Annotated in this window: 18 protein-coding genes; 6 read left to right on the top strand and 12 right to left on the bottom strand. The window is 41.3% G+C overall.

The window, feature by feature from the left end:
• Nucleotides 1–420: 420 nt before the first annotated feature.
• Nucleotides 421–612 carry a hypothetical protein gene (locus BLS32_RS18270; protein WP_139171709.1) on the bottom strand — a complete coding sequence of 64 codons (192 nt, stop codon included), beginning with the start codon at nucleotides 610–612 and terminating at the stop codon, nucleotides 421–423.
• 78 nt (nucleotides 613–690) lie between these two features.
• Between BLS32_RS18270 and BLS32_RS07500 the strand changes: the two genes are divergently transcribed.
• Nucleotides 691–1,662, top strand: coding sequence for an aldo/keto reductase (locus BLS32_RS07500; protein ID WP_091393560.1), 972 nt, complete (start codon nucleotides 691–693; stop codon nucleotides 1,660–1,662).
• The gene (locus BLS32_RS07495; protein ID WP_091393557.1) at nucleotides 1,663–2,472 is read left to right on the top strand and encodes a helix-turn-helix domain-containing protein; all 810 of its coding nucleotides are present in this window, start codon (nucleotides 1,663–1,665) and stop codon (nucleotides 2,470–2,472) included. It begins immediately after the preceding gene.
• Nucleotides 2,473–2,722: 250 nt separating this feature from the next.
• Here the strand turns inward: BLS32_RS07495 and BLS32_RS07490 are convergent, their stop codons facing one another.
• The 3 genes from BLS32_RS07490 to BLS32_RS07480 all read right to left on the bottom strand — a co-directional run bounded on the left by BLS32_RS07490 (nucleotide 2,723) and on the right by BLS32_RS07480 (nucleotide 5,669).
• Nucleotides 2,723–3,619, bottom strand: coding sequence for a helix-turn-helix domain-containing protein (locus BLS32_RS07490; protein ID WP_091393554.1), 897 nt, complete (start codon nucleotides 3,617–3,619; stop codon nucleotides 2,723–2,725).
• Between the two features lie 66 nt (nucleotides 3,620–3,685).
• Nucleotides 3,686–4,690, bottom strand: coding sequence for an aldo/keto reductase (locus BLS32_RS07485; RefSeq protein ID WP_091393552.1), 1,005 nt, complete (start codon nucleotides 4,688–4,690; stop codon nucleotides 3,686–3,688).
• A gap of 181 nt (nucleotides 4,691–4,871) precedes the next feature.
• Nucleotides 4,872–5,669 (bottom strand): hypothetical protein, encoded by a 798-nt coding sequence (locus BLS32_RS07480; RefSeq protein WP_091393549.1) that lies wholly within the window; start codon nucleotides 5,667–5,669, stop codon nucleotides 4,872–4,874.
• A 221-nt stretch (nucleotides 5,670–5,890) separates the two neighbouring features.
• Between BLS32_RS07480 and BLS32_RS18435 the strand changes: the two genes are divergently transcribed.
• From BLS32_RS18435 to BLS32_RS07470, 3 genes are all read left to right on the top strand, one after another.
• The gene (locus tag BLS32_RS18435; protein WP_170227549.1) at nucleotides 5,891–6,043 is read left to right on the top strand and encodes a hypothetical protein; all 153 of its coding nucleotides are present in this window, start codon (nucleotides 5,891–5,893) and stop codon (nucleotides 6,041–6,043) included.
• A gap of 1 nt (nucleotide 6,044) precedes the next feature.
• Nucleotides 6,045–6,347 (top strand): hypothetical protein, encoded by a 303-nt coding sequence (locus BLS32_RS07475; protein WP_091393545.1) that lies wholly within the window; start codon nucleotides 6,045–6,047, stop codon nucleotides 6,345–6,347.
• Nucleotides 6,348–6,470: 123 nt separating this feature from the next.
• Nucleotides 6,471–6,863 (top strand): sugar 3,4-ketoisomerase, encoded by a 393-nt coding sequence (locus BLS32_RS07470; protein ID WP_091393542.1) that lies wholly within the window; start codon nucleotides 6,471–6,473, stop codon nucleotides 6,861–6,863.
• Here the strand turns inward: BLS32_RS07470 and BLS32_RS07465 are convergent, their stop codons facing one another.
• The 7 genes from BLS32_RS07465 to BLS32_RS07435 all read right to left on the bottom strand — a co-directional run bounded on the left by BLS32_RS07465 (nucleotide 6,864) and on the right by BLS32_RS07435 (nucleotide 13,876).
• Complete coding sequence (locus BLS32_RS07465) at nucleotides 6,864–8,306, bottom strand: sulfatase-like hydrolase/transferase (RefSeq protein WP_091393539.1); 1,443 nt, start codon at nucleotides 8,304–8,306, stop codon at nucleotides 6,864–6,866.
• Between the two features lie 2 nt (nucleotides 8,307–8,308).
• A complete protein-coding gene (locus tag BLS32_RS07460) occupies nucleotides 8,309–9,685 on the bottom strand; it encodes a class I SAM-dependent methyltransferase (RefSeq protein WP_091393534.1) in 1,377 nt (458 codons plus the stop codon).
• Nucleotides 9,682–9,870 carry a hypothetical protein gene (locus tag BLS32_RS07455; RefSeq protein WP_091393530.1) on the bottom strand — a complete coding sequence of 63 codons (189 nt, stop codon included), beginning with the start codon at nucleotides 9,868–9,870 and terminating at the stop codon, nucleotides 9,682–9,684. The genes BLS32_RS07460 and BLS32_RS07455 overlap by 4 nt, the downstream gene beginning before the upstream one ends.
• 84 nt (nucleotides 9,871–9,954) lie before the next feature.
• Nucleotides 9,955–11,232, bottom strand: a complete 1,278-nt coding sequence (locus BLS32_RS07450; RefSeq protein ID WP_091393527.1) for an O-antigen translocase — start codon at nucleotides 11,230–11,232, stop codon at nucleotides 9,955–9,957.
• Nucleotides 11,232–11,801, bottom strand: coding sequence for a DapH/DapD/GlmU-related protein (locus tag BLS32_RS07445; protein ID WP_091393522.1), 570 nt, complete (start codon nucleotides 11,799–11,801; stop codon nucleotides 11,232–11,234). The genes BLS32_RS07450 and BLS32_RS07445 overlap by 1 nt, the downstream gene beginning before the upstream one ends.
• Complete coding sequence (locus BLS32_RS07440) at nucleotides 11,802–12,902, bottom strand: DegT/DnrJ/EryC1/StrS family aminotransferase (protein ID WP_091393520.1); 1,101 nt, start codon at nucleotides 12,900–12,902, stop codon at nucleotides 11,802–11,804.
• Nucleotides 12,899–13,876 (bottom strand): GNAT family N-acetyltransferase, encoded by a 978-nt coding sequence (locus BLS32_RS07435; RefSeq protein WP_091393516.1) that lies wholly within the window; start codon nucleotides 13,874–13,876, stop codon nucleotides 12,899–12,901. Before BLS32_RS07435 ends, BLS32_RS07440 begins: the two co-directional genes overlap by 4 nt.
• Nucleotides 13,877–13,991: 115 nt before the next feature.
• Between BLS32_RS07435 and BLS32_RS07430 the strand changes: the two genes are divergently transcribed.
• Entirely contained in the window at nucleotides 13,992–15,794 is a 1,803-nt protein-coding gene (locus BLS32_RS07430) for a T9SS type B sorting domain-containing protein (protein WP_245699358.1), read from the top strand.
• Here BLS32_RS07430 and BLS32_RS07425 read toward each other — a convergent pair whose 3' ends face one another.
• The gene (locus tag BLS32_RS07425) at nucleotides 15,795–16,400 is read right to left on the bottom strand and encodes a trimeric intracellular cation channel family protein (protein ID WP_091393511.1); all 606 of its coding nucleotides are present in this window, start codon (nucleotides 16,398–16,400) and stop codon (nucleotides 15,795–15,797) included.
• Between the last annotated feature and the right edge of the window lie 50 nt (nucleotides 16,401–16,450).

Genomic DNA, 16,450 nt, shown 5'->3' with positions numbered 1-16,450 from the left:
TAAGAAAAAACTTGACACAAATATGTCTTTGTTGAAAAAGGAACTAAAAATGGTGTTGATCCGATTCATGTAATTTTGTAGTAGATTTTTATTACTAGTGTTTTTTATAATACTTAATATTTGCAGTCTTTTTTATGCAATTTTAAAGTAAGAATTTAATTTTACAAAATCGTCTAATAAAAATCCTAGCTATAATTGTATTTTAAAAAATTGCGGTAAAATGGATATTCTTTTAGTAAAATTGATATTTTAAAAACATAAAGCAGTAAAACGAATAAATTGTTAATCTAACGACACATTACTTTCGTATAGTTAAGCCGGCTGTTTTACATTCCAATTGCCAGTCCTTGCAAACGCTCCTAAAAAATTACCGTCACGGTTATTGGTAAAATAACACGTTATTATTTAAACATGTAAATATTAAGACAGATAATCTAATAAAAACCGATTGTAGCTGCTGGAATTTACACCAGGGCTATTGGCAACAACAAGACAATCAAATTTAATTTCAGGTGCCTTAATTTGCTCAACCGCAGTTCTGATACTTTCAACACTACTGATATCGCCTTTAATAGTGCGTTTTGGATGTGAAGAATCGGCAATTTCAGCCACAATTGCATGAGCCGTACAGGCAAATTATTTGAGCCGTGGAAACAACTGTAATTTACTTTGAAGTTTGATCTTTGTCCTATGAAAAACACCAAACAAATTCAGTTAGGCCATAATGGCCCATTCGTTTCCAAACTTGGCTTGGGCTGTATGCGCATGTCGTCCGTCTGGGGCGGCGCCACACCAGACGAAACAGAAAGTATTGCGACCATTCACCAGGCTTTGGACAGCGGTATTAATTTCCTGAATACCGGGGACTTTTATGGCGCCGGCCATAACGAAATGCTGATCGGGAAAGCCATTAGAGGGCGACGCGACGATGCGTTTATCAGTGTAAAATTCGGCGCTATTTTCCACAACGGCCAATGGCTGGGCATGGACTTGCGCCCCATTGCCATCAAAAATTTCATCAACTATTCGTTAACCCGTTTGGGTATTGAAACCATCGATCTTTACCAGCCGAGCCGTATGGACGGCAGCGTGCCGGTAGAAGATATTATCGGAACAGTTGCAGACCTGGTTAAAGAAGGAAAAGTGCGCCACATTGGCGTATCCGAAATTACGGCAGATCAACTCCGCAAAGCCAACAACGTTCATCCTGTAAGTGCTCTTGAAATTGGTTATTCTTTAGCCGAACGCCAGATTGAGAACGAACTGCTGCCAACCGCAAGGGAACTTGGTATTCCTGTTGTAGCGTTTGCTAATACCGCCGAAGGTCTGTTAACAGGTGACCTGAAAGCACCTCTTGCAGCAAATGACTACCGGAACCATTTTTCTCGTTTCCAGGGTGAAGACTTAATTCACAACCTTGAAAAAGTCAAAGTCCTGAAGCAACTGGCAAGCGATAAAGGCGTTACACCAACACAGGTTGCAATTGCCTGGGTGAACCGTCAGGGCGATCACATCATGCCATTGGTGAGCATGAGCCGCAGGTCACGCCTGCCGGAAAACATTGCAGCGATGGATATTGCATTTACGCCTGAAGAAATGAATGCTTTAAACACTACATTTGCAGTAGGCGCCATCACAGGCGGCACTTATTTGCAACGCTAAATGACCAGTCCAGCAGAAATTGTACCGGGAGTGATCTTCTATTCTTACCTCTCTGCTGAGCGCAGGGAAAAAGTTTGTTTCTGGAAAAACCATACGCTCGTGTTGCAGGTTTCAGGACAGTTTATCTTAGAAACCTCCGACCAGCGTATTTCCATGACCGGAGGAGAAATGCTGCTGATTGGAAAAAACCAGGTGGGTACGCTAACCAAAACCCCGTTGCCCGGAGCGAACTATGAGACAATCGTCATCTCGTTACAGGAAGATTTGTTGCGCCAGATCGTGTTAGAGGAAAAGATCGAAATGAATCGGAAATATAACGGATTGCCAAATGTATTGATTCCGTCAAACGAATTCCTGCAAGGGTATTTCCAATCTATTGTTCCGTACGCCAGAAGTTCAGGAGCCGATATGACAGATGAACTGGGAATGCTTAAAGTGAAAGAAGCCGTGAAATTATTGCTGCTTGCCTTACCCGAACTTCGCAATTTTTTATTTGACTTTTCAGAACCTTTTAAGATTGACCTTGAAAGGTTCATGCTCAGCAATTTTCATTTTAACATTCCTATAGAAAGATTTGCACAATTAACCGGCAGAAGCCTGGCAGGATTCAAACGTGATTTCCAGAAAGTATTCGGTTTACCGCCGCGACAATGGCTGCAGGACAAACGGCTTCAGGCAGCGAAATACCTCATCGAAACCAAACACCAAAAGCCTTCGGCAATCTATCTCGACCTGGGTTTTGAAAGCCTGTCGCACTTCTCGCGTTCTTTTAAGAAAAAGTTTGGCGTGGCACCGACTGCGCTGGCGTAATTTTTTTAAAGATTGCGAATCTAAAAGCACTTCTGCCTTTTACCTCCCAGTACGTATAACGTATAATCTTTCAACGCATGTTTCTATTTTTTGAAGAACTGATTTGTGGATGCTGGTTTTTGGGCATCGCATCAAAAACCGAAAAATCTTAAACCAATAAAAACAGTGGTAAAGTCGATCAACCGTTAAAACCTTTTAGTATCCAGAGCCATCCGGAGAATTGCTAAAAATCACTTTTCTGAATCAAGCGTCAATTAAACGACTGCCTAAACTCTAATGGCGACAAACTGGTCTTCGTCCGGAATAATTTACTGAACGACTGTGGATGCTCAAAACCCAGCGAATGTGCGATTTCACCAACAGACAAATTTGTCGTTGACAGTTTTTCCTTCGCTTTTCCAATCAGCTTTTCATGGATGTGCTGCTGCGTATTTTGCCCGGTGTGCACGCGCAGCAAATCGCTGAGGTAGTTTGGCGACAGGTTCATTCTGCCTGCGATGTAATGTACTGTCAGCAATCCTTTTTCGGCAGTATCGCCAGCCTCGAAATACTGGTCCACAAGCTGCTCAAATTTGGTCAGCAACTGGTGGTTGTTGTTTTTCCGTGTGAAAAACTGCCGTTCATAAAACCGATTCGAATAATTCAGCAGCAGTTCAATCTGCGACAGCACAATTTCCTGTGTATGCCTGTCGATATGGACGCATTCTTTGTCTATTTTATACAGAATTTCGATCAGGTCATCTTCTTCATCGGCAGACAAATGCAAGGCTTCATTTACTGCATAAGAAAAAAATCCATAGGCATGAATGGTATTCGCCAACGGATGTTTCAATAGGAAATCCGGATGAAAGATCAGCAAATAGCCCGAACCGCATTCCATGTTTTGTACATCGAGATATTGCACCTGGTTTGGCGCCGTAAAGCTTAACACGCCTTTGTCATAATCGTAATGCTGCTGACCGTATTTGATCTTGCCCGTGGCTTCCCTTTTCAGGGCGACGCAGTAAAACCGGTTTACAAAACCTTTCCAGACTTCATCTTCGAGGAAAATGCTTTCGGCAAGATTGATCACACTAACCAGCGGGTGACGCGGCTCGGGCAGAGACAACAATCGGTGGAATTCAGAAATGGAATTAATGGCGTTCATGAGGCGAATTTAAGCATTAGTTTAAGTGAAAAAACAGCTGCACAATAAATGCAGCTGCTAAATTTGTTAATCGATCAGCCCCATGCTGAATTCATCATACGGTTTCCCGGTATCTGTTCCTAACGGCACGATGCTTTCAAGCCTGGAAAGATCGGCTTCGCTGAGGTGAATCGCTGTAGCGGCAATATTCTGTTCGAGGTATTTCCTGCGCTTGGTTCCCGGTATCGGAAGAATGCCTTTGCTGATGATCCAGGCTAATGCCAATTGGGATGCGGAAATATTTTTAGCTTCGGCCAATGTTTCGATGGCTTTGACCAATTCGATATTTTTACTGAAATAGTCGCCCTGGAAACGCGGAATGTTGCGTCGGAAATCGTTTTCCGGCAAATCGTCGATGCTTTTGATCTGTCCCGATAAAAATCCGCGCCCTAGCGGTGAATAGGCTACAAAACCAATTCCGAGTTCATTTAATGTTTTCAGGACGCCGCGTTCTTCTACGGTGCGCTCAAACAACGAATATTCACTTTGTACGGCGGTAACCGGATGTACGGCATGTGCTCTTCTAACTGTTTCTGAAGACACTTCCGATAAGCCGATGTATCCTACTTTCCCTTCTTTGACCAACTCGCCCATTGCTTCGACAGTTTCTTCAATTGGCGTGTTTTTGTCGAGTCGGTGCATGTAAAACAGATCAATATAATCGGTATTCAGATTTTTCAGTGAACGTTCTACCGATTTTTTGACATATTCCTTTTTGCCATTGATCGCCCAGGTCACTTTGTTTTCGTCATTGATTTCCCATCCGAATTTGGTTGCGAGAATGTATTTGTCCCGTTTGCCGCGGATGGCTTTTGCGATCAACTGCTCATTTTTAAACGGTCCGTACAAATCGGCGGTATCTAAAAAATTTCCACCCAGCTCGAGCGAGCGGTGAATCGTTGCGATGGCTTCCTGTTCATCCGCAGGGCCATACATATTGGCATCTTCAAAACCCGTCATGCCCATACAGCCCAATCCAATTGCCGGAACAATTAATCCCTGGCTTCCCAATGTTTTTTTTTCAATTTCCATAATGTTGATTTTATGGAGCAAAGTTCGTTGTGATGCCGCGACAAAATGTATGCAAATGCAGAAAGTTTGTGTGCGAATCAAGGTTGTTTGAAATGCAGGAACCCATTTGCCTGTTTAAAATAACCTGCTGAAAACCGGCGAATTTCCTGATGACAATTGAATTCAAATGAATTCAATATGACTAGGCGATTTGGTAATAAAGCGAAACGATCAGCTTTTTGATGCCATCGCCATCGTCGTAAGTGATTTTCTCAGGCCTGAAAATTCCCTCGGCATTGAATACGTTGATATCAAAATGCTGCAGCTTTAAATTTTGTGCCATAGGATTTTGAGTTCCGTCATCAAATTCGGCGTCGCCTGTCGGAATACTGAGCTGAATCACAAGGTGCTCAAATTCGTGCCGTGGCAATTCGTCAGGCAAATCCGGTTCGAAATCTGTTGTGTGTTTCGACTTTTCGTAAAGCACAGTGTCCGGATTGTTCAGTGCTTCGAGGCAAAGCCGAACGATTTCATTCTTATAGGTATGATGCAACGCCGGAATTCCGAAATCACCTTTAGCAACAAAAGTATAAGCTTCGTAATGGTTCGGTTCCTTTTTTTCTTCGATGGCGTAATGCACTTCACCGGTATATTCGAATTTGATCTTTAAAATATTGGCCTTGCGTTCGATGGATTTCAAATCGGTATTGTAAGATTCCAATACGATGGCGGTGGCTTTCTTAGGATTTCCGTCACTGCCTTTGATATTGTCGGGATGCGCCGGCAGGACAATGCTTATAAATGTGCCATCAGTCTGGTCCATTTCTGTTTTTAACTGTACCTCATCAGAAACTTTACCCAATGCAACAAACGCTGTTTCTCCCGATTTCAGCATTTTAAGGATTTGATGTTTCAGGTGCTTGCTTTGCGCAGCATTCACTTCATTATTTTCAATATGCAAATCGGCGTTAAGTTTAAAGGTATAAATATATTTTTCCATGGTAGTTGCTTTTTTACAAAACTACCAAATGATTGTTGGCATCTTCTTATACTTTTCACGGTAAAATTGCTACGATTTGCAGCGCTGTAAATTAAAAATGCTGGCAACGTGCTGACTTTTATACAAATACTCCAGAAAATTGTGCAAGCTTTACGCCAACATCTTGTAATTTTTTCTTTAGCCACTGGGCTAATTTTGGTTGTATACTAAAAAATTTAATTATGAAAACCACAAGTTCTAAAGACAGCAAAACTGCTGCTAAGCCTGCTGCAAAAGCAGATGAAAAAAAATCGGACAAAGCAGCGACCGAAAAAAGCAGCGATAAAAAATCAACATCGAAAAGCGAAAGCGATTCTAAAAAAACAAAAAAATAAGATGGAAAATCCAAACAGTGGTTTCGGCAGCCAGGAAGGCAATGCCAACCAAAATGAGCAGCAGTCAGAAGGCAGACTTCAAAACAATACTACCGGAAACGCAAACAGCGGATCTGGCAATTTCAGCCGTGATGGCCAGGAAGATTCTCAGCCGGATTACAACACTGAGGAAGCCGGAAACGATTTCACTCAGGAAAACGAAACCGACTACGAAAGTGATGATGAGGATGATGAAGATGGTGATGATTTAGACACAGGCCGTGAAGACCGCGATGCTGCCGGATTGCGTTCCGGAATATTGTAAGACATTAAAGCCGGCAGCAATGACCGGCTTTTTTTTACTTGTATTTGTCGTGTTATTAACAATAAATGATTCCAAATTACACCCGTTTGTATATCAAATCTGAAATGTTTAGATTTGTTCACCATGATACCGCCAAAAATTATAACCATCCCAAAAGTTGAAGATGCCTTCGGCAATTATGCCATCATACAGGAAGATGCAATCCCGTTTGCCGTAAAAAGGGTGTATTACCTTTATGACATTCCAAGCGGCGCAGAACGCGGCGGCCACAGCCATATCCACCAAAGCGAGTTTCTGATTGCCGCATCGGGAAGTTTTGATGTGATCCTGAAAAATGGTTCTGAAGAGCAAACTTTTACCCTGAATAAACCCGACAAAGGCTTGTTCATCGGCACGGGAATCTGGCGCGAGCTCAACAATTTTTCCTCGGGCGCCGTGTGTTTGGTGATGTCTTCTGATGTATTTGAGGAAAGCGATTACATCCGCGATTATGACGATTATCTTAAAAGCGTCTGATTATTCGATCGCTTTGTAGATTTTTTGCTCATCTGAAATTGTGCTGTTGTTGTAACTGATATCGGGTTGCAGGCTGTTCAGGTATTTTTTATCCCCGCTCATATGCGAAAACAATACCCGGAATAAATTGACCGAAGTTTTCAAATGGCTGCCATATTCGCTTGCTTTCGCACTGTTCCATCTTATCGCCATTTGTGCACCAAAAATCGACTGCAATTGCTGTGGATCGGTGATATTCGCATACGTTTTGCTCGTACTGCTATACCCAACAATTCCGCCATGGTCTGCACCAAGGATAATAATCGCCGTTGGTTCATTTGAAATAATAAAAGACAACACATCATCAAGCCAAACATTGGTTTCCCTAACTCTTTTCAGATAAGCATTGCGCTCTTCCTCAACCCCTTTGCTGTTGTTCTCATTCCATTCGATATGTGATGGCGTAAGTTTCTCAACAAACATAAAATTCCGGGTTTGTTTGTTTTTTAAAATCTGACGTTTCAGTTCGGGTGCAATTTCCTTAAAAGAATCCCAACCGTCTTTAAAATACGGAAGTTCGGCTTGTGTGAAATTGGCATAATCGTATTTTACATCCGGACGGTTCATGATCAGATAAGGCCGTTCGGTAATAAAAAAAGTTTTATAGCCGTTGCTTTTAAAAATCTCTAGTACCGGATTCTCGCCTACAATGTAATCGCGTGCCGTTTTAAAACCCGCATTTTGCCTTGAGTAATGATGCTTCATATTAAAGCACGAAGCGTTGGACATCAGCGTACTTTTATAGTTGCTCCTGAAATCTTCATAAAGCGTGAAACCTTTTTCGCTAAGCTTGTGTTCAAAGGCACTGTTATCGAAATGGTAATATTTGTTTTTAAATGCAGAAACGCTCGCATAACCATCAACCTGCAGGTAATATACGTTTGGTTTTTGTATGAATTTAGCATTCAAAATCGCATCAGGCTGCTTGTTCCATTCGGGGGAATTTTGAAAATTCGTGTAGATTTGGTTTCCGATTGCTGCCATCGGAAAAAAAGCCATAAAAAAAATCAGTACAAATCCTGCCTTATAATTGTTGAATTTAAAGGATATCAGGACAATCAAAAACAAAGCAAGAAAAAATATTTTTACGTACGAATGCTTTAAAATAAGGTTCTGAAGCACAAAAAATGTAAAGAATGCCGCCGCCAATACAAAGATCACTTGCCTTACATATTTTTTAAATCGGCCTTTTTTTAGAAAATACCAGGCTGCAGTAATAACAAACGTTGGAAAAACCACATAATATCCGATAAAAAACAAAAATTGCTGCCACGAAAATAATTCAAGGTTGTGCGAATAATAAAATGCCATCAGGTAAAACCCGATAACGAAACCCGCAAGCACCGGATATTCTTTTTCGCTGCCTATAAAACCGAGTATTTTTTTTCTGAGTTCGAAAGCCATAATTATTTTCGGATTTTCATGCGGTATAAAATTCGGTGTGCGCCGGGTATGGTTTCCTTACTGATAATTTCAAAATAAGAAGCGTATTCTTTTTCGAAATTTTCTTCGTTGTAAAAATCGAAATGGTCTTTAAAATCGCGCTTGCTTTGCAATAAAAACTGCACCCATGAATCCTCTCTTGTTGGAAATTCAATCAGCAGGTTGTCAGACATTTTCGAAAAAAACTTCGCCGAAAAAGCAAAAGGAATATTTCCAGAAAGCGTAATGTGATGAATGACTGCTAATGCCAGGCAGCCTGAGAGCTGCAACGCTTCTACCCTGTCGATAAACGAAAAACGCTCTTCATTGTTGAAACCGTAATTTGCTGCGGGATTCAAAACATCGGCCACCAGCGGATAAATATTCTTTTCGCCCTGTTTCAGGACTTTTTTATAATTCTGCTCTACAGCATTCGGATCAATATCGGCAACAATTGCCAGAGTGGCTTTACCGCTGATTTCCCGTGTAAAAGTACCGTCATTTCCGCCAATGTCAATCAGCGAGGAACCGTTAATGCCGTCAAACCAGTTTTTTGTAAACGCTTTTTTGAACAGGTAGGCCGCGTCGTTATAATTGGTCTGGTTGTAATAATCATCCCATTCGGTATTTTCAAATGCTTTTAGTTCGCGGATGTAATCGTATAAAGATTCGAGCAGTTTGATTTGTGCCGATTTAGTAAGCGTATTCGTTTTTGCTTCCGATTTGGATTCCGAATATTTGCCTTCATATTTTGCCAGCAAATGGATATTTGTGAACAATGTTGGGCTAAGCCAACTCTTTGCAGGCAGTAATTTTGAAAGTTTTTTTAAGGAAATTCCATCAATGTCTGCCGCCAGTGTTTTTAAAAAATCCAAACCATGATAATGCGAAAGCACCAAAGGCGCGAGAAAATGCATGATGAATTGTTTGTAAGCTTTCCACGGTTCGTTTTGCTGGTAAAAATCAAACGACAGCGTGTCGATGAAAACTGCCTTGCCTTCGTGAAAAGTAATGTTGAACGCTGAAGCATCTTTAAGCGTAAAATCGTGCTCGAGGCAATATTTTTGGATTTTTAAAGTCAGCAACGCCGCATGTTTGTATTGCAGGAAACTCCATTCGTAAGGATAGGTGATGAATGGGATTTTTTCGGCTTCAAGGACAATTTGATCTGTCGATTGTGACAATTCCAAATGCCTGACTAAAAATTGGTTGTCAAATAATTTCGTGTAAAATCCACTGTCGGACAACGCATTGTATTGTTTAAAATACGACGGAAAAACAACTCTTTTGATTGCCGTTCCATCTGAAAAAACATAACCCGAAGGATCACGAAACGACGAAGTATTTCTTACCGGATTCATTTATCGTCGCTATCTTTGGTATCAATATCGTCAAGATAATCCTCTTCATTTTTGTTTTTTATACCAAAAACCGACTTGATTTTTGCGATTGCCGTTTTATAAAAAAGAACAAATCCTGCAACTGCGGCAGCTAAAAACTGAACGATCAGTGCACCAGTACCGGGATCAAAATATAATGAAATCATTTTCAAAGAGTTTTCCCAAAGTTACTTAAATAATTGAAAACACATAACAGCAGGCCAAAATTAAGACTTATCGCGTTGGTTTTCTCAAATCGTACGTCTTAAAATCGTATGCCGGAACATAAACGCCATGACCACAAATAAAAACATATTGGCAAAAAAATAGGCCTGCAGCGCACCTTCGGAAGCCATGGTTCTGATCATCAGCAACGCCAGTAAAAAATACGAAACATTAAACAATATCTCAATGAAAAAATATTTGCGAACCATGGTTTTTATGACGATCTGATAACCGAAAGCCAAGGTCATAATCCTGAAAAAATCGCCTCCCAATTGCCAGAACAACAAGTCTTTGATCTTTAAAAACGCATCGGTAAAGGCAATTTTTACAATGATGTCGCGGCCAATATAAATGCAGCATAACATCAGTAGGAACAAGGGCACAAAAAGCTTGAAATAGGACTTGAGCTCCGTTCTGAATTCGGCATCTGTATTCAGTGACGCAAGCTTTGGCATATAATACAGCGACAAGCCCGAATTAAACAGCAGCATATAAAAACCCGAAAGCCGGGTCACCGCGTCCCAAACCCCGGCTTCCTGCATTGAAAAAGCCGTGACGATTTCCTTGCGGATCAGAATCAGCGTCATCGGCCCGATGACTGCGCTGAGCAATGCCATCGATGAAAACCTTAAAATCACCGAGACATATTTCCTTTGTATGATTTTATGCAGATCGAATGCAAAATAAGCGCCATCAGCACGGATAAAAATAAAGGTAACCACGACCATCCCCAGCTCTCCAAAAGCAAACGACAGCAAGGCACCGGAAATATTTTCCTTGATAATCAATAGAGCGGTAATGGCAAAAACTGCAATATTTGAAACAAGCTGTATGATGATGATCTTTTTAAACATCTCAAGTCCGTTATACACTGCTGTCCAAAACGTATTGAGCACCATCAGCGGCAGAAAAAGCGCAAAAAAGCAAATCGGGTAATAGTAAGCGTCAGTAAAAAACAAAAAGGACGAAATGGTTTTCGAAAACAATACTGTAATACTTCCCAGCAACACTGATATCACAAGAAAAAACCAAAAAAAAGTAGAATAAATTACCGACAGTTCCTTCTTGTCATCGCGATTTTCAACATACAATTTTACTACAGAATTGCTGATGCCTACTGTCGCGACCGAACGCAGCATCGAAGAAAAATTCTTAAAACTCCCAAGCATGGCCATACCCGGTGCGCCCAGGAAAACAGAAATAAGTTTGGTTGAAAAAATGCCCGTCGCAAAACTTACTGCCACCGAAACCGCGTTCATAGACAATACTTTGAGCAGTACGTTTTGTTTTAAGGTTTTGAGCATTATAAATTTCGGATTACGCGTGCGGGATTTCCGGCAGCTACAACATTTTCGGGAATTGATTTAGTGACCACAGATCCAATTCCAATGACTGAATTGTCGCCGATGGTAACACCTTTTAAAATGGTTACATTATCTCCTAAGAAAACATTTTTGCCTATATAAACTGCAACGCTTTCAGAGCCTTCCGCACTTCTTTTTGCAGGGTCGAGATGATGCCCGTCTGAATCCATAATCGAGCAATTGATGCCTATGACTGTGAAATCGGAAATGGTTATTTTTGAAAATGCGACTGCCGAAAAATTGTTGTTTATGGCAACATGATCTCCGATTTTTATTTCGCTGTTTTCTTCACGTGCTTCGATAAAAGAATAATTTGAATAGTAATTTGGTGAATAAATGACTCCCATTTGTACTTGCTGGCCAAAAACAATGCGGCCTTTACCTGCCAGCAAACAAGGGTGGTGATAGTTTGGTTTTCCCGACACTTTTTTGCAGTCGGAAAGCCATTGGTATTTCCTGATTCGCAGCGTTACAAAAAGAAATTGCTTTATTTTAGTTCCCAATCCCATTTAATAGCGGTTTAAAGTCTGAATTACAAATGCAGTTTCTTCGTCATTCATCACCGGGCTTATCGGAATACTCAGTACTTCACGGTGTATTTTTTCCGTAATCGGAAATGAAAAACTTTTCCAACCATCCATGGCTTTCTGATGGTGCGGCGCCACCGGATAATGAATTTGTGTTTCGATGCCATTTTCATAAAGAAATTGCTTCAGTTGCTCCCGGTCTTCGGTCATGATGACAAACAAATGAAAAACATGGTGGCTGCCGCCGTTGTATTCCGGCAGTGTGATTTTCGAATTTTGAATGGCCGATAAATACTGGTTTGCTATGATCTTTCGCTGGAGATTTTCAGCATCAAGATTTGGTAATTTGATGTTTAAAAAAGCAGCCTGAAGCTCGTCCAATCGACTATTGCAACCAATGTAGTCGTTGTAATATCTTTTTTCTGAACCATAATTCCGAAGTGAAGCAACCATTTTCGCCAGCTCGGGATCGTTTGTCGTAACGGCTCCGGCATCGCCCAAAGCGCCAAGGTTTTTACTCGGGTAAAAGCTAAATCCGGCCGCATCCGATAAATTTCCGGCTTTGAAACCTTCGGTATTTTCTGCGCCGTGAGCCTGGGCTGCATCTTCAATGACGAGCAATCCGTTTTGTTTTGCAATGTTGTTGATCGCATCCATATCGGCAAGTTGCCCGTATAAATGTACGGCAAGGATTGCCGCGGTTTTACTGGTGATCTTTTCGGAAATCAGATCTGGGTCGATGTTAAGTGTCCCTATTTTCGGCTCGACCGGAACCGGAACCAAATCGGCCTGAAGCACCGCAAGTATGCTCGCAATGTAAGTGTTTGCCGGCACGATGACCTCATCGCCTTTTTTGAGTTTCCCTAATGTAATATACGCTTTGAAAATGAGCACCAATGCATCGAGTCCGTTGGCTGTTCCGATACAGTAGTTTGTTCCGCAATACTCCGCAAAATCCCTTTCAAATATTTTGACCTCATCGCCAAGAATGTACCAGCCTTTGTCTAAAAAGCTTTTGGTTTTGTGCAGAAACGCCTCGTTGTAAGGCAGGTTAACTTTATGGAGGTCGAGAAATGGGATCATATTAGAATGTTGTCAAGCGTTGAAAACCGGCTGGTGTTGATTTCATAAAAATCCTGAACGGTGATTTTCGCTCCAAAACTTTCTTTCCAGAATAAAATGCCGTTGTTGATTTTTTTTCCGTTTTGCTCGTGCGAAGGCCCGAAGTCAAAATAATTTTTCCCTTTGGAAATTTCACTTATCAGATAATCATATAAATAATCGAGGCTTTCAAGCTCGTTCTTCTGCGCATCAGCAGAAATATATTGTGGATGCACGACATTTTCGGTAATAAACAACGTCGTTCCGGCTACGATATTTCCTTTATGATAGACATTAAAATGTCTGATGTTTTGAGGAAAAAGTTGTTGTAGTTTCTTGATTTCTTCCAAAGTATGAACCGGTTTTGATTGGTGCTTTTTATGCAGGTTCGGAATCAGGACGTCATTCCAGAAAAAATCAAATTCGGCTTCCTCGCGAATTTCCAGTCCGTTTGCAGCTCCATGGCGGATGCTTTGCCTTCGTGATTTGGTTGCAGAAAACGGCTTTGAAAGATCGATCACCGCTAGGCAATCGCGTCGAATCAGCTTGGAATCCGTTAGAAAAAATGCATATTTGATGTCTTCTGAAAGCATACTGTTGTACATTTCGGGAATCATTTTAATCTGCAACAAGCTAATTTTATTCTGATCCAAAAAGAAAAGAACCGCACGGCAAACTTCCAGCACCTTACCCAGTTTGATATTTTCGTCAAATACAAAACCGCCATAAGTGAGTCCCTGATGTGAAAAAACAGCATCTTCCGACCTATTTGCCGGAAGGATCGAAATGAGTTTTTCCCCTTCAAAAACAAGCATCGAAAAATCGGAAAAACGATCTGAATGGTATTCCATAAAATCCCTGTAAAACAAGAAAGTAGCATTTTTAGCTTTGCTTACAAAAGCATTCCATTGCGTATGATCTGAGGGTTCGTATGTTCTGACGGTGTAATTTTTCACTCCTGCTTTTAAATATTGCGAAAATTAAACATTTTATTGCTAACAAATCGGTAATCTCCAAAATTAGCGATTTAAAATATATTGCCTAACTTTAGCAGGTTTAATGCTAAAAGCCGTGAGATTAAAACTACAATATTGTTTATTTATTTTGTTCGGTTTGTTTTCCCTGAAAATTTCGGCCCAGGATGTTTCTTTGTATGAACAATTCAATGGCCGTTACGATTTTATTTTCGTCGGGAACACCATGAATCCGGCAGAAAACAACCAGGTTAATTTTTGTACAGTCCCAACGATTTCAAGTGCTGATTTAAATCTTCCGCCAGGTAACGAAGTCCAAAGTGCATTTTTATACTGGGCAGGTTCCGGCACGGGCGATTTTAATGTCAGGCTCAATGGATTAGATATTACGCCACAGCGGACTTTCAGCAAAACCCAGATTAGTACCGACAACCGTCCACGTCCTTTTTTTTGTGCTTTTACAGATGTGACTTCGATTGTCTCGGCTACAGGAAACGGCACTTACACTTTATCCGACCTCGATGTAAACGCCAACATCACATTGTATTGCAGCAACCGGACGAATTTTGCAGGCTGGGCGATTGTGATTGTTTATAAAAATGACCTGCTTCCTGTAAACCAACTCAATATTTATGACGGATTGCAAAGCATTCCTGAAAACATCATTATTTCTTTATCCGACCTAAATGTTATTAATACGACCGGAGCACAAATTGGTTTTGTGGCCTGGGAAGGCGATCAGGGCCTGAGTGATGGGGAAACGCTAAGCGTAAACGACCACATTCTTAGCAATTTGCCCTTAAATCCCGAAACGAATGCGTTTAACGGAACCAATACTTTTACGCAATCGGATAGTTTGTACAATATGGATCTTGATGTATATGATATTGCTGATTATGTGCATCCCGGAGATCAGAGTGCCACGATAAAACTGTCGTCAAGCGCCGATTATGTGATGATCAGTACGATTGTGACCAAGCTGAACAACAACTTGCCCGATGCGACAATTGTTATCAGTAATGTAGTCTCCAGTTGCGGCAGCAGGCAGATCGTGGTTGATTATACGGTATCCAATTTAAATTCGACCAAAGAACTTCCTGCACATGTTCCGGTTTCATTTTTTGCCGACGGGCGTTTTATCCAAACCACTTTTACATTAATTCCGATCCCGATTGGTGGCCACGAAAACGGACAAATCATATTAACGCTTCCTGATGATCTCCCTGATGATTTTATGCTTAAAGCAGTTGCAGATGACAATGGTTCCGGAAATGGGACTGTTACTGAAATTAATGAAACCAATAATGGTTTTGAACTTCCCGCTACCCTTTTGCCATTGCCTGAATTTAATATCGTACAAGGCCCGAATGCCTGCAATGAAGGTTTTACAAAAGGAACATTCGACTTTTCAGGGTATGCAGATTTGATCAGGATTGATCCGGCCGACAGGATTTCTTTCTATCCAACGCGCGAAGATGCAGAAAACCAGACAAATGCAATTGCCAATACCAGTCACTACAATGCCGCAAGCTCACAGGAAATTTTTGTGCGGATTGACAAAGGAGTTTGCCATACGGTTACCTCATTTGCATTGGTTGTAAAAAATTGTCCACCAACCGTTTACAATTACATTTCTGCCAACAACGACGGCCTTAATGACTATTTCTACATTAAAGGGCTTCGGGATATTTTTGTCAATTTCAAGCTTTCAGTGTACAACCGCTGGGGAAAATTGCTTTGGACCGGCAATAACAATTCGCCGGATTGGGATGGAGATGCTGTAAAAGGCCTGGTCGTTTCAGGTGGCAGAGTTCCCGACGGCACGTATTTTTACATACTGGAACTCAACGATCCGGATTATCCGCAGCCTTTAAACGGCTACCTGTATTTCGATAAATAATTATTTTTCAAGTGGTGCCAATGACCAGCGGTATTTCACGGCCAGCAACCTGATTGCTATAATGACTACCGAAGTGACGAGATACAAAATATCATCTTCAAGACGGAGTTGCCTGAGCGTAAAAAATACGATCCCTCCAAAAATACAAATTGTCGCATAAATCTGCCTTCTGAAAATCACAGGGATTTCGTTGCACAATATATCTCGGATGACGCCGCCAAAACAGGCCGTCATGGTTCCGATGGCAATGCAGATTATTGGATGAAGTCCGGTGTTAATGCCTTTCTCAAGCCCGATTAAAGTAAAAACACCCAAACCGATGGTGTCAAAAAGAAACAGCGATTTCCTAAGTGCGTCAAGGCGTTTCCTGAAAACGACGGCCAATAAAAAACCCGTGCAGATGCAATACACATAATTCAGGTCGAGCATCCATCCTACTGGCGTTCTGCCAATGAGCGTATCCCTGAGCGTGCCTCCACCCACAGCGGTCACAAATGCAATAATGAATACGCCAAAGGGATCGAGCTTTTTGTCCATTGCCGTTAATGCGCCCGACATGGCAAAAGCCATCGTTCCGATAATGTCCAAAAGATAAAATACCTGCATCTTTTTATTTGCAAAATTACATGGATTCTGCCGGATATCGATCGCTTTTC

The sequence above is a fragment of the Flavobacterium noncentrifugens genome (assembly GCF_900100375.1).
In the GTDB taxonomy this organism is placed as follows: Bacteria; Bacteroidota; Bacteroidia; order Flavobacteriales; family Flavobacteriaceae; genus Flavobacterium; species Flavobacterium noncentrifugens.
This window is presented reverse-complemented; position numbering and strand designations above follow the sequence as displayed.